The organism is Apilactobacillus nanyangensis (genome assembly GCF_016861915.1).
Taxonomy (GTDB): Bacteria; Bacillota; Bacilli; order Lactobacillales; family Lactobacillaceae; genus Apilactobacillus; species Apilactobacillus nanyangensis.
Genome location: NZ_BOLX01000013.1, coordinates 1 through 13038 on the forward strand (window position 1 = coordinate 1; position 13038 = coordinate 13038).

Below are 13038 nucleotides of genomic sequence, written 5' to 3' on the forward strand. Positions count from 1 at the left end.
TGTCACCGGTTGAATACCGGATCAATTCCTCCCAGAAAATAGCATAACCATCTTCCAATTTTAGGGGTTCAGGTCACTAAGCAAAAGTGCTTAGGTTTTTTTGTTTTAGAATTCGTTCATTAATTTCCCCATGGCATAGTGAATAATCATGGTTAGAATTCCGATGATGATGTTTCTGATTACTGCGACTTTGACTTTACCGTCACCCAGTTTGGCACTCATAAAACCAGTTAGACCTACAGAAACAATAACGGCTAAAATCGTGGCTGGCCAGCGGTAAATTCCACTTGTTAGACTCATTGCAAGAAGTGGGAATAATCCACCTAGTGCGGCTGAGAATAGGGATGAGAAGGCCGCTGACCACGGATTCATGTAGTGGTTTAATTCGATGTTGTACTTGATGCTAACCATTGTTTCCAATGGTTTCTTAGCAATCAATTCATCGGCAATTTCTTTGGCGGTTTCTTCGGTAATTCCACGACTCATGTAGAATTCTTGAACAATCTTCTTTTCACCTGCCAGGTCGTTTTTTAATAGGTAACGTTCTTTTTCTACCGATGAGCTTTCGGCGTCACGTTGTGAACTAACGGATGCGTATTCACCGGATGCCATTGAGAAGGCACAGGCAAGTAGGTCAGATAGTCCGGCGATAAAGATTGTGAAGATGTTTGGGGTGGCCACGGCAACTGAGAACAAGACACCAACGACGGTAAGAATTCCATCGTTAGATCCCAATACCCCAGCTCTTAAGGTATTTAGTCGTTCATCCATTGTGGCGGTTTGTTTTTTCTTTTCCATTGTTATTCCTCCCTAGGCTAGACTTCCGACTAGCAAACCAATTAGATAGGTTACTAGCATGGTTAACATTCCGGATGCGACGTTTCTTAATGTCGATTTCAAACGGTTGGCGTTACTCAACATTGCTGCAGCATATCCGGTCAGCGATAGGGCGATTAGGACAGCAATGAATGTTGCTATTACCTTAATGTTAGCAGGGAAGAGGGAGATAGCGACTAGCGGTAGGATGGAACCTGTCGGAAATGAAATCATTGATGAAATTGCAGCTGCATATGGACTGGTGAATTGATTGACGTTAAAACCGTATTTTTCACGAACGGTTGTTACCAATGCGTCTTTGTTCATCATTTCGGTAGTGGCTTTGGTGGCCAGTTCGTCTGAAATACCACTATTCATGTACTTTTCTTTGACAATATTGAACTCTGATTGATAATTATCCTTTAATGCGACCTTTTGTTTTTCAACGGCGTTTTTTTGCGAATCACTTTCTGAATTGACGGAGACATATTCCCCCATGGCCATTGAAACAGTGCCGGCAATCATACCAGCAATCCCAGAAATAAAAATTGAGAAGGTGTTGCTAGTGGCACCGGCAACACCGATAACGATACCGGCAACTGATAGGATTCCGTCGTTAGAACCCATCACACCGGCACGGATGATGTTAATGCGTTGTGCTAAAGTTTGTTTTTTCATATTGAAGGCCCTTTCTAGTTTATAATTATTATTAACTAGTAATAATTATAATTCACTTTTTTCGTAAAGTAAACCCTTCATTTTTAAGGTACTACCGAACATTTATTTTTTCAATAACTAACAAAATATTTATTGAAAATATTGATATATCAATATCTTATAGGATCAATAAAATTAGAAAATGATTAAAAATTATATTGTAATTTTAATGAAGTTATATTATAGTATTTAACAATATGATGCTCATTGAAAATTGGACTAATTGATTAGAAACAATCAATTGGTCCTTTTTTGCATATTTAGGAGGAATTGTAATGCCCAACTTATCATCATCACTTGTTGGTAGACATAACCAACGATTGAATGCATTAGCTCCATCGGGAATTAGAAGCTTTGATAAAAAGATCTCTTCCATTGATGGTTTGATTAAATTGACAATTGGAGAACCAGACTTGGATACTCCAGAACACGTTAAACAAGCAGGAATCGATAGCATTAAGAATAATGATTCCCATTATGCTGATCAAACTGGTAAAAAAGAATTGCGAGATGCAATCTCCAATCATTTATCAAATAAGTACGATTTAAATTACGATGCTGACAGTGAAGTGATTGTGACAGTTGGTGCCACAGAAGCCTTATACTCAACATTTCAAACAATTATTAACAAGGGAGATAAGGTAATCGTTCCAACACCCACTTTTGCTTTATACTTCCCAATCATTGAAATCTTAGGTGGAGAAGTCATTAAGGTCGATGTATCTGAAGACGACTTCATCTTAAAACCAGAGAAATTAAAGGCCATCCTAGACGAATATGGTGACTCAGTGAAGGCCTTATTATTGAACTATCCAAGTAATCCGACCGGAGTTGAATATTCTAAGGAAGACTTAGCCGGACTAGCAGAAGTAATTAAACAACATCCGATGTATGTTTTATCAGATGAAATTTATAGCGACTTAACATATGGAGTAAAACATTACTCAATTGCCAACATGTTACCTGAACAAACAATTTATCTAAGTGGTTTATCAAAATCACATGCGATGACAGGTTATCGAGTTGGATACATCTGTGGACCAGCCGAATTCATCAAGAAGGTTGGAATGGTTCACGCGTTCGTAGTTACATCAGTTACAAATTCTGCCCAAGTTGCGGCGGCTGAAGCATTAATCAATGGTGAAAATGATCCTGTTGAAATGGCTAAAATTTACCAAGAAAGACGAGATATCCTATACAAAGGTTTGACTGAATTAGGTTTCTCAATGCCAGAACCAAAGGGAGCATTCTACATGTTCGCAAAGATTCCAGCACAATACGGTAAAGATGATGAAAACTTTGCAATAGAATTAGCTAAGAAAGCTAAGATTGGTGTTATTCCAGGTAGCGCATTTGGACCTGGTGGAGAAGGTTACATCAGATTGTCATATGCTTCATCTAAAGAAGTTATTTTAGAGGCGCTAAAACGATTACAAATTTTTATGAAATAAAGGGGTAATTAACATGGACAGAAGAATTCCAAACATCATGGGGACTCAACACCCGGACAACGCTAACGTTCCGTTTTTTAAGAACGATAACGAAAAGTTCGTGTCCGCATTCAATGAAATTAACGAAGCGTATCAAAACTATTCCACATTAGATGCAGATGAATATATGTGGGATTGGGAAGGAAAACATGCTGACTCTTCCGTAATTGATCGTTTGTATTCTGAACATTACGATTACTTCAGTAAACATCCACTTGGTAACGACAAGTTCTTAACTTTCCGTTTACCAAACATCTGGGAAGAAACTGGTTACAGCTTAATGCAAGCTATGACTACTATCTTATTAGCTGAAGATTTTGCTCAAGACTTAGGTTTCAAAGACCGCCCATTGTTCGAAGCAATCTTACCAATGGCTAGAACTGCAGAACAATTGGTAAACATGGAAGAAAAATTCTCAAGCTTAGCTCACTTTAAATCAAAAGAATTTGAAAATGGTCACGAAAATAACGACCGTTTAAGAATGATTCCATTATTCGAAAGTTTTGAAGCTCAATTCAACGCTCCAGATATTTTGAAGAAGTACGTTGAAATTTACAAAGACGAATTTGGTGAAGACTTAACATACCTACGTGTGTTCTTAGCCGGATCAGATTCAGCTCTATCAAATGGTTTCTTAAACAGTATCATCGGTAACAAGTTAGCCTTAACTAAGTTAGGTGAATTCGAAAACGAAACAGGTATCGACGTATACCCAATCGCCGGTACTGGTAGTGCTATCTTTAGAGGGGGACTATCTCCATTAATGGTCGACAGATATCTAGAAGAATTCCCAGGTCTAAAGACTGCTACCATCCAATCAGCGTTTAGATATGATTTTGACTTAGAAACCGTTGTTAAACCAGCAGTAGCTAAGTTACGTGATGGTCTACAACACAATGCCTTTAGAATCATCAACGACGATGACCAAAAGACATTGTTATCAGTTGCTGATAAGGCTGCCAAACAATACCATGAAACCTTAGATCCACTAATCAACGACTTACAATCAGTCTTTGATTCATTCCCTAAGCGTCGTGATAGACACCAACACGTTGGTATCATCGGATACTCTAGAGATGTTGATGGATACAAGATGCCAAGAGCTATCACATTTACTGGTTCACTATACTCAGTTGGGGTTCCACCTGAAGTATTAGGTACTGGTCGTGTGTTAAGCCAATTAACTGATGATGAAATCAGAGCATTGAAGCAATACTATCCAAACATGAAGCATGACTTTGCCCATGTTTTGAAGTACTACAGTGCAGATGCCTTAGATTCATTAATCGAGAAGAACACTGCTTGGAAGGGTGTTAAAGAAGACATCCAAGCCATCGAAGACGCATTCGATATCAAGGCTGGTCCAACTAACGAAGAAGAAAAAGAACACGCTAAGTTAGCAAACGATTTAGTTCGTATTGATGACCAAGAAGTTCGTGAAATCTTAATTGAAAAGATGGGACGTCTAAGACATTTCTTAGGTTAATTCCAAATAAAAAAAGCTAGTGAGGTTTACTCACTAGCTTTTTTATTATGTGTATTTATTTTGGTTGTGTTTTAATAGCCAGATTAACATGACAGTAACGATTAACATGATTGCTGCAGCTACCCAGTAGGTGAAGTGCATTCCATAAACGAATAGGGAATCGTTGCCAAATGGGTAGGTGGTAATTTTTTTACCGTTCTTAAAACTCATTGCACCATACAAAATGGATGTCGAAATTGATAAACCAAGGGTAAAACCGATGTTTCGACTTAATGCTAGGATGGAACCGGCAATGCCTTGTTGATCCTTGGCTGCGTTTTCCATCACCATTGGATTGTTTTGGAATAAACCATTCGCGGTGGAGAAGACGACGAAACCTAATAGCATCACCATTAGTGTCCAATTAGGTTGCATGATAGCGAAGATAACTTCAGCCGCCACAAAGACAAGTGAAGCACGTAGTGACATGATCACCGCACCGTACTTATCACATAGCACACCACCCAAGTAGGCTGTAAAGACGTTTACCACCGGTAGGACGCTCATTAGTAGTCCGGTGTGTGATGGTGAGAACTTCAAGGTGTCTTGAATGTAAAATGGAAGCAAGACATTGTTGAAGTAGATGATGATGTACATGAACATCAAAGCGATGATACTGATTGAAAATCCAGGATTCTTAAATAGGCTCAATGCTAATATTGGGTCATCGACGTGACGTTCTACCATAATAAATGCGATTAGTAGAACTAGACTAGCGATAAAAGCCAAAATAACGCTGGTATTAGCGAACCCAATTTGTTGACCAGTAAATATACCAATAAAGAATAAACCAATTAAGACGGCCAAAATAATGAAACCTGGCCAATCGATATGAATGACTTGGCGTTCCTTGATTGATTTCTTTTGATAGACGAATTCGCCAAATACGTAGGCGAAGATTCCGATTGGTACGTTGAATAGGAAAATCCAGTTCCAATTAGCAATGGAAAGGATGATTCCAGCCACCGCAGGTCCAGCAATGTAACCAAGTTGACCGATGGTGGTATTGATTCCTAATGCACGACCACGAAGGTTAAACGGTACCGATTCAGTAATGATTCCTAAATTAGTGGCCATGGTCATGGAAGCACCTAGACCTTGTAGACAACGGGCAATCAATAGAATAATTAAGTTTTCAGAAAGTCCACAAATTAGTGAACTGATGGTAAAGATTAAAGTTCCAAGTTGAAATATTTTCGCCTTGCTGATTTGATCCCCTAGCTTACCGAATAAAATCAAAGACATACAGATTAAAATTAAGTAGGCCGAAGATATCCATTCTGCTTGGTTCATTGGAATATGTAAGTCTTGTGATATCTGCGGTAAAGCGGTATTTACGATACTCATGTCAACGGTTCCTAGAAAGGAAACTAACGCCACTGACATGATGATAAAAAACTGTTTGCGATTCATTTGAGCACTTCCTTAAATTGATAATATTAATTGTATCAGATGAGCGACAAAAGAAAAATTATGGAGTATAGTATCATAAATGATAAAAAGAAGGTGTCGCCATGGACATAGTCAAAAATGATGAATATATTGGTGATAGTCGTTTAGCAGAATGGTATTTTAAATCAAGGGATGGATACGAGCTGGATAGCTTTTCGCTGGGATATTTTTTAAAGGACTTAGGTGATTTTGTCGTTGTAAAGACCATCGATTTAAATGGTGCGTTGGACACAATAACGGCATTTTTAAAAAGTGACATTTTAGAAATTAGGTATGATACTGCATATACAGATATGCTGAATTCTTATATTGAACAAAATACTGAAAATGATTTATACGATCCCTATCATTTAATGAACCAGTGGGATACCTTTAATGCCAACACGATTCAGCAAGTTTTATTGAACTGTTTTGAAGCCGAGAAGGTGATTAGTGTTTGTGTATTAGAGGGCGAATACGTCGAGCATGGTAAGATTGTCTTGTTGACGGAAAATGTGATGACATTAAATGAATTCGAGTACCTCGCTGATTTAAACGAGCATGAGAACTGCAACACGACAATTAGAATTAACAAGACAACAGAGATTAATTTTTTGAGTAAGAATAATCATTTATACGAACAATATTTATTGAAGAAACCGAAATCAAATAATAAATAAAAAGAAATCGAGATGATTCGATGATTTATGGAATCCAATTAGATAGTGATAGTCGCTGTATTCACTACCATCAACCACACGACGTAGCGGCCATGGAATGCGGTCAGTGTCACCAGTATTTTGCATGCTATCGATGCCATAATTTAGTGGTTGATCACGACTTTGTGCCAATCAGTACAAAGGATACTAAACCGGTCATGTGTGGTCGTTGCAAACACAAACTAAGTTTTCAACAATACCAAGACAAGGTATGTCCATATTGCTTTGCTAAATTTAATCCGAAGTGCGAACTACACGAACATTTATACTTTAAAGACTAAAAAAGACTAGCGTTAGCTAGTCTTTTTTTATTGCTTAATAGTATCGATGAAGGCTAGGTAATCAGCTTCTTCACTAGTTTCTACTAAGTTGTTTTGAATTGGTTCTGATAATAAATCTACTTCGTCTTCTTCAATGTAACCAACGAATGTCGCGTTTCCCATTAGTTGAATCCAACGGTAGTCGGGTTCAGTGTGCATCTTAGTTTGCACCTTACCACCGGGGTTAAAGACGTCGATTGGTTCATTGACGTCGACTAATTCAGGGTAGTTCATCGCAAATGCCATTGAAGTGGCTGACATTCCTGTTCCACAGGCGTTGGTGAACCCAACACCACGTTCGAAAGTTCTAACAAAGATCTTGTTCTTGCCTAAAATCTTGGCGAAATTAACGTTCACTCCGTCTGGAAAGTAGTCGTTTGGTTGGTTTAGATAAGTTCCTAGATTGAATAGGGGTTCTTCTAAATCGTCATCATCTTCGATAAAACTAATTAAGTGTGGATTAGGCACAGCCATTGAAGTGAACTTTAGATGGTCACTAAATGCAGGGATTTCTTCGTTAATAATTTGGTCAAAATCTAAATTGGTATAGGGCAAATCTGAGGGGGCAAATTTAACTGGAGCGATTTGAACTCCGACCCATGAAACGCCCTTTGCGATGTCGTCAAAGACGTGGACGTTTAAATCTGCTTGCATGGTTTGAACCTTGAAATCACTTTGGTTGAACTTTTCAGCTAGGTAACGACCAACACAACGAAGACCGTTACCACACATAGAAGCGACACTTCCGTCTGAATTAAAGACCTTCATTTGGCCGATACATTCCGCGTGGTCTGAATGATCAACCACTAACAAACCATCTGAGTATGGTAAAACGTCGCTTTGTGCTAGCTTTTGTGCTAGATGACTTAATTGAGTGTCATCCAGTGAATCCTTTAGTTCATCGACATCCAATAAGAAGAAATGGTTCTCTGAACCGTGTACATAATGTAACTTTGTCATAATATTAATCCTCCTTGAAGAATTGGTTGTAGATGCTGACAACAGCCTCATCTGTGTATTCTTGGTCGATTCCAATCATAATCGCAATCTTGGAAGCACCTTGGTTAATCATGTTAATTGGAATTTTCTTTTCTGCTAATGGCTTGATGATTTGACTAATTGAACCAACTGATACGGCCATGTTTTCACCAACAACCATAATTAATGAATAGTTGTGAATCCATTCAATCTTATCGGGATGAATGGTTTCAGAGATTTCCTTACACATTGCATTGATAGTGTCATCTGAAGCTTGGTTTCTATCAAAGATGATAGTCAAATCATCGATACCTGATGGCATGTGTTCATATGAAATTCCGTACTTTTTGAAAATTGAAAGAATGGTTAAAGTACCGCCAATTTGTTTGTTCAATAGGTATGAGTGAAGGTATAAAGCTGAGAAACGATTGTCGGCTGAAATCCCGGTGATGACGTGTGAGTGCTTTACTTCATCTTCAGGAACAATTAGCGTTCCTTTATCTTCTGGTCGGTTGGTGTTTTTAACGTTGATTGTTACGTGACCCTTGATGGCGGGGATGATTGCTTCATCGTTAAAGACTGAGAAACCAGCGTAGGCTAATTCACGCATTTCACGATAACTCATCTTAGTAATTGGATATGGGTTATCTACAAGGTGCGGGTTAATCGCATAGATAGAACTAACATCGGTAAAGTTTTCGTATACATCAATATGTAAGCCGGTAGCAACAATTGAACCAGTGATGTCTGAACCACCACGAGCAAATGTAGCGATGTTTCCTTCCTTGGTGTAACCGAAGAATCCGGGGAAAACTAATTTTTCATCGTCTGAATATGCAAAGTTTTCTAAATTGGTATAGGTCTCATCAAGAAGGTTAGCAGCGTTTGGGTTAATGTCGTCTAAAACAATTCCAGCTTCCTTCGGATCGACGAAACGAGCCTTCATTCCACGACTATTTAATACGGCTGCCATTAACTTGGCATTCATTCTTTCACCGTTGGCCTTGAATGCGGCCATTAGGTATTCATCGTTTTTGTAATCGTTCTTTGCTAGGTTGGTGAATGTGTCCTTAATTCCGGCAAATTCACCTTCATCAACGTCGTATGCGTTCGCGATTTCAGCGTAACGACTAATGATTTCATCTAGAGTAGCTTGATAATCCTCTTTGTTGATTACTTGGGTTGCGTATTGAATTAATAGATCTGTGATTTTGACATCATCATCAAAGCGTTTACCAGGAGCGGAAACGACAACGACTTTACGTTGCTCATCTTCTGAAATGATGTTTATAACTTTAGCGTATTGTTCGCTATTGGCTAGTGAACTTCCACCAAATTTTACTAACTTGGACATGTAAATCAACTCGCAATCTTAAATTATTGATTTGTATTTTAACATTAAAAAATAATTAGACAAGTTATCATTTTTGGAATTTTAACGCAATTTAAGTCGCTCATATGGAAGTAAAAAAACATAAAAAAATAATTTCAAAAAATCTCTTGACGTAATTCAACTATTAGAATATAGTTAAACGTAATCGAAGAGGTCGCAAGCGAGATTAGTAGATAAAGTCAGTCACTGCAATGACTATGAGCTTTATTGAAAGGTGAACTTGCCGAAGTTAATGATTTTTTGCAGAGATCATTTTCTGGGACGTGTGTGAAGAATGCACGGACTGTCACAAGAAAATATGTCTTGTGGAGCGCTTTCGACAATTGAATCCTAAAAATTAGAAATTGATTAATAAAAATTTTAAAGGTTCTTTTGGATAGTGTGCCCACTCATCCAAAAGAACCTTTTTTGTTTTCAATTTGTCGAGTTTAAAACGACCTAAAGATCATTCGATTAGAAAGGCTGTTTATTATGACAAATCAAATTACAGATAATGATATTAATGCAGATGGACATTTGCAGATAGATGGTTGCGATGCAGTTGAGCTTGCTCATCAATTTGGAACTCCATTGATGGTTTACAACGTTTCAGCTATCCGCGATCAATTCCATCAGTTCAATAAGATTTTTGAACAAAACGATATTGATTACGAAATTTCATACGCCAGCAAGGCATTCGCCAATACAGCAATGTATCAATTGGTGAACCAAGAGGGCGGACATATCGATGTTGTTTCCGGAGGTGAAATTGCAGTTGCTTTGCATGCCGGTTTCCCAGCAGCAAAGATGAGTTTCCACGGTAACAACAAATCTTTAGAAGAATTAAGACTTGCGATTCAAAATCACGTCGGTGTCATCATGGTTGATAACTTCCATGAAATTGAACTAATCAGCCAAGTCGTTGAAGAGTTGAATGAAACCACCAACGTCATCATGAGAATTACTCCAGGAATTACAGCTCATACTCATGAATTTATCCAAACCGGTCAGGTTGATAGCAAGTTTGGTTTTGATCTTGCATCTGGCCAAGTTGAAGAAGGGTTTGAACTACTACATAAGAACCCACGAGTTCACGTATTAGGTTTCCATGCTCACATCGGTTCACAAATTTCATCACCAGATGGTTTCAACGCATTGGCCGTTAAGATGATGCAACTAGCTAACAAGTTCAACACAGAATACGACTTCAATACCAAAGTCTTGGACTTGGGTGGCGGATTTGGAATTCAATATGTTTCAACCGACGGTTACCTAGCTCCTGAAAAGTTTGTTGAAAGTATCATCAACACTATTAAGGAACAAGCCAGTCAATACAACCTACAAATTCCAGCTATCTGGATTGAACCAGGTCGAAGCATCGTCGGTTCAGCCGGTTTAACCCTTTACACCGTTGGATCACAAAAGAGAGTCGACGGCATCAAGCCATACGTCGCAGTCGACGGTGGAATGGGCGATAACATCAGACCAATGTTATACGACGCTGAATACGAAGTTGTTTCAGCAAACAACCCACGCGCACAACCCGTTGAAGAGGTTCGCTTAGTTGGTAAGTACTGTGAATCAGGAGACGTTTTAATTAAGAATGCATCCGTGCCAAGTCTAAACGCTGGTGACGTTGTCGCCGTCTTAGACACCGGAGCTTACGGATACTCAATGGCTTCCAACTATAACTTGAACCTAAAGCCAGCAATTGTCTTTGTTGAAAAGAGCAAGGCTCAATTAGTAACAAAGCGTCAATCATTTGAAAACTTATATGAACTAGATAATAACTTAGAATTAGGAGATTAATTATTATGGCAGAACTAAACGCACAAGAAATAATTAGCTACATTCAAAATGCAGAAAAGAAGACACCAGTTAAGGCATATATTAATGGAAGAATTGCACAAATTGATTTTCCACAATCAGTAAAGGTATTCGGCAATGATCAAAGCGCTACCGTTTTCGGTGACTGGAAAGACATCGAACCAATCTTGAAGTCAGATTTAGTGACTGAATACGAATTGGAAAACGATGCTAGAAACTCAGCTGTACCATTATTAGACATCCAAAACGTTAACGCTCGTATCGAGCCGGGTGCTACTATCAGAGACCAGGTTAAGATTGGAGACCGTGCCGTTATCATGATGGGTGCCGTTATCAACATTGGTTGTGAAATCGGTGAAGACACCATGATCGATATGGGAGTCGTCATGGGTGGCCGTGCCATCGTTGGGAAGCACAGCCACATTGGTGCCGGTGCAGTCCTAGCTGGTGTAATCGAACCAGCTTCAGCTACTCCAGTTCGCATCGACGACAACGTATTAATCGGTGCTAACGCCGTTGTAATCGAAGGAGTTCACGTTGGTGAAGGTGCCGTTGTTGCAGCCGGATCAATTGTTTTACATGACGTTGAACCAAACACATTAGTTGCCGGAAACCCAGCACGAAAAATTAAAGATATTGACGATCAAACCAAGGGAAAGACTCAATTAGAAGACGCACTAAGAAAGTTGTGATGATATGACCTTAGATTTAATTGCGGTGAGACGCCACTTGCATCAGATTCCAGAATTGGCGATGCACGAAAGTCAAACCCATCAATACCTATTAGAATTAATTAACGAACTTGCCACAGATAATATGGAATTTTTTACTCCCGAACAATTACCAACTGCAATTTTGGTAAAGGTTCACGGTAGCAACCCAAGTAAAACTATTGGTTACCGTTGTGATATGGATGCCCTACCAGTTAGTGAAAAAACTGGATTAGAGTTTTCGTCAAAGCACGATGATGTGATGCATGCATGTGGACATGATATTCACATGACGGTTGCAATCGGATTGTTGGAACACTTTGCTCAACACCAACCAGTAGACGACTTGATTTTCTTCTTCCAACCAGCTGAAGAAAGTGAAGGTGGTGCCAAGGTAGCAGTCGACAGTAACCTATTTTCAGGTGACTGGCATGTCGATGAATTCTATGGACTACACGACACCCCAGAACTACCAGCTGGAACCATCGGCTGTTGTTATCCAACTTTGTTTGCGGGAACTAGTGAAGTCGACATTACCCTAATTGGTAAGAGCGGCCACGCTGCTTATCCACACCAAGCAAACGACATGGTGGTGGCTTCAGCAATGTTAATTACCCAATTACAAACCATCGTTTCTAGAAACGTTGATCCAATCCAAGGAGCAGTATTAACCTTTGGCCAAATCAACGGTGGAACAATCAGAAACGTAATTGCCGGCAGGGTAGATATTAAAGGAACCATTCGTGGTTTGAACCAAGAAATGATTCAAACTGTTAAGACCAGAATTATTGAAATATGTAAGGGAATTGAAGCTGGATTCAACTGCCAAGTTAAGGTTGATATCAACCAAGGTGGTTACTACCCAGTTAACAATAACCAAGAGTTGACCGACCGTTTTATGAACTTTATGCAAGCAAATCCAGATGTGGATTTAACAGTCACAATGCCAGCAATGACCGGAGAAGACTTCGGTTACATTCTTCATCACTTTGATGGAACCATGTTTTGGCTAGGTGTTGGTAACACATCAGCACTTCACACCGATACCTTCAATCCTGATGAAAGCTGCATTGAAAAGGGAATTAACGCAATTAGTTCATTTTTAGAATTCGAAATGAGAGAAGACGATTAAA

General features: G+C 39.0%; 13 protein-coding genes and 1 riboswitch. Of the genes, 7 read left to right on the forward strand and 6 right to left on the reverse strand.

Annotated elements, in window-relative coordinates:
- Window positions 1-105 precede the first annotated feature (105 nt).
- Both JUD45_RS05320 and JUD45_RS05325 read right to left on the reverse strand, forming a co-directional pair.
- Window positions 106-798 (reverse strand): VIT1/CCC1 transporter family protein, encoded by a 693-nt coding sequence (locus JUD45_RS05320; RefSeq protein ID WP_034535052.1) that lies wholly within the window; start codon window positions 796-798, stop codon window positions 106-108.
- A gap of 12 nt (window positions 799-810) precedes the next feature.
- Window positions 811-1494, reverse strand: coding sequence for a VIT1/CCC1 transporter family protein (locus JUD45_RS05325; protein WP_138726411.1), 684 nt, complete (start codon window positions 1492-1494; stop codon window positions 811-813).
- Window positions 1495-1808: 314 nt separating this feature from the next.
- Between JUD45_RS05325 and JUD45_RS05330 the strand changes: the two genes are divergently transcribed.
- Together JUD45_RS05330 and ppcA are read left to right on the forward strand one after the other, a co-directional pair.
- Window positions 1809-2984: an aminotransferase class I/II-fold pyridoxal phosphate-dependent enzyme gene (locus JUD45_RS05330; protein WP_138726412.1), complete on the forward strand. Its 1176-nt coding sequence runs from the start codon at window positions 1809-1811 to the stop codon at window positions 2982-2984.
- 13 nt (window positions 2985-2997) lie between these two features.
- Window positions 2998-4509: a phosphoenolpyruvate carboxylase gene (ppcA, locus tag JUD45_RS05335; RefSeq protein WP_138726413.1), complete on the forward strand. Its 1512-nt coding sequence runs from the start codon at window positions 2998-3000 to the stop codon at window positions 4507-4509.
- A gap of 45 nt (window positions 4510-4554) precedes the next feature.
- On the opposite strand, the gene JUD45_RS05340 is transcribed toward ppcA, so the two are convergent.
- Complete coding sequence (locus JUD45_RS05340; RefSeq protein ID WP_203619814.1) at window positions 4555-5961, reverse strand: MFS transporter; 1407 nt, start codon at window positions 5959-5961, stop codon at window positions 4555-4557.
- A gap of 101 nt (window positions 5962-6062) precedes the next feature.
- Here JUD45_RS05340 and JUD45_RS05345 point away from each other — a divergent pair, with 101 nt between their 5' ends.
- Complete coding sequence (locus JUD45_RS05345; RefSeq protein WP_138726415.1) at window positions 6063-6659, forward strand: hypothetical protein; 597 nt, start codon at window positions 6063-6065, stop codon at window positions 6657-6659.
- Here JUD45_RS05345 and JUD45_RS07075 read toward each other — a convergent pair.
- Entirely contained in the window at window positions 6645-6830 is a 186-nt protein-coding gene (locus JUD45_RS07075; protein WP_190238332.1) for a hypothetical protein, read from the reverse strand. The two genes, JUD45_RS05345 and JUD45_RS07075, sit on opposite strands and share 15 nt — an antisense overlap.
- Between JUD45_RS07075 and JUD45_RS07095 the strand changes: the two genes are divergently transcribed.
- Window positions 6752-6979, forward strand: a complete 228-nt coding sequence (locus JUD45_RS07095) for a CHY zinc finger protein (RefSeq protein WP_368856780.1) — start codon at window positions 6752-6754, stop codon at window positions 6977-6979. The genes JUD45_RS07075 and JUD45_RS07095 overlap by 79 nt on opposite strands.
- A 27-nt stretch (window positions 6980-7006) precedes the next feature.
- On the opposite strand, the gene dapF is transcribed toward JUD45_RS07095, so the two are convergent.
- Both dapF and JUD45_RS05360 read right to left on the reverse strand, forming a co-directional pair.
- Complete coding sequence (dapF, locus tag JUD45_RS05355; RefSeq protein ID WP_138726794.1) at window positions 7007-7978, reverse strand: diaminopimelate epimerase; 972 nt, start codon at window positions 7976-7978, stop codon at window positions 7007-7009.
- A gap of 4 nt (window positions 7979-7982) precedes the next feature.
- Window positions 7983-9350 (reverse strand): aspartate kinase, encoded by a 1368-nt coding sequence (locus JUD45_RS05360; RefSeq protein ID WP_203619815.1) that lies wholly within the window; start codon window positions 9348-9350, stop codon window positions 7983-7985.
- 179 nt (window positions 9351-9529) lie between these two features.
- Window positions 9530-9714: riboswitch (Lysine riboswitch) on the forward strand.
- Window positions 9715-9860: 146 nt separating this feature from the next.
- Between JUD45_RS05360 and lysA the strand changes: the two genes are divergently transcribed.
- Genes lysA through JUD45_RS05375 form a run of 3 tightly spaced genes read left to right on the forward strand, consistent with a single transcriptional unit; the run spans window position 9861 to window position 13037 of the window.
- Window positions 9861-11177 (forward strand): diaminopimelate decarboxylase, encoded by a 1317-nt coding sequence (gene lysA / locus JUD45_RS05365; protein WP_138726796.1) that lies wholly within the window; start codon window positions 9861-9863, stop codon window positions 11175-11177.
- Between the two features lie 5 nt (window positions 11178-11182).
- The gene (gene dapD, locus JUD45_RS05370) at window positions 11183-11887 is read left to right on the forward strand and encodes a 2,3,4,5-tetrahydropyridine-2,6-dicarboxylate N-acetyltransferase (protein ID WP_138726797.1); all 705 of its coding nucleotides are present in this window, start codon (window positions 11183-11185) and stop codon (window positions 11885-11887) included.
- 4 nt (window positions 11888-11891) lie between these two features.
- The gene (locus JUD45_RS05375) at window positions 11892-13037 is read left to right on the forward strand and encodes an N-acetyldiaminopimelate deacetylase (RefSeq protein ID WP_138726798.1); all 1146 of its coding nucleotides are present in this window, start codon (window positions 11892-11894) and stop codon (window positions 13035-13037) included.
- Window position 13038 lies beyond the last annotated feature (1 nt).

What these genes read in the sequence shown, in the direction of transcription:
- JUD45_RS05320 (WP_034535052.1), bottom strand. Translation starts at nt 798, where the DNA reads ATGGAAAAGAAAAAACAAACCGCCACAATGGATGAACGACTAAATACC.
- JUD45_RS05325 (WP_138726411.1), bottom strand. Translation starts at nt 1,494, where the DNA reads ATGAAAAAACAAACTTTAGCACAACGCATTAACATCATCCGTGCCGGT.
- JUD45_RS05330 (WP_138726412.1), top strand. Translation starts at nt 1,809, where the DNA reads ATGCCCAACTTATCATCATCACTTGTTGGTAGACATAACCAACGATTG.
- ppcA (WP_138726413.1), top strand. Translation starts at nt 2,998, where the DNA reads ATGGACAGAAGAATTCCAAACATCATGGGGACTCAACACCCGGACAAC.
- JUD45_RS05340 (WP_203619814.1), bottom strand. Translation starts at nt 5,961, where the DNA reads ATGAATCGCAAACAGTTTTTTATCATCATGTCAGTGGCGTTAGTTTCC.
- JUD45_RS05345 (WP_138726415.1), top strand. Translation starts at nt 6,063, where the DNA reads ATGGACATAGTCAAAAATGATGAATATATTGGTGATAGTCGTTTAGCA.
- JUD45_RS07095 (WP_368856780.1), top strand. Translation starts at nt 6,752, where the DNA reads ATGGAATGCGGTCAGTGTCACCAGTATTTTGCATGCTATCGATGCCAT.
- dapF (WP_138726794.1), bottom strand. Translation starts at nt 7,978, where the DNA reads ATGACAAAGTTACATTATGTACACGGTTCAGAGAACCATTTCTTCTTA.
- JUD45_RS05360 (WP_203619815.1), bottom strand. Translation starts at nt 9,350, where the DNA reads ATGTCCAAGTTAGTAAAATTTGGTGGAAGTTCACTAGCCAATAGCGAA.
- lysA (WP_138726796.1), top strand. Translation starts at nt 9,861, where the DNA reads ATGACAAATCAAATTACAGATAATGATATTAATGCAGATGGACATTTG.
- dapD (WP_138726797.1), top strand. Translation starts at nt 11,183, where the DNA reads ATGGCAGAACTAAACGCACAAGAAATAATTAGCTACATTCAAAATGCA.
- JUD45_RS05375 (WP_138726798.1), top strand. Translation starts at nt 11,892, where the DNA reads ATGACCTTAGATTTAATTGCGGTGAGACGCCACTTGCATCAGATTCCA.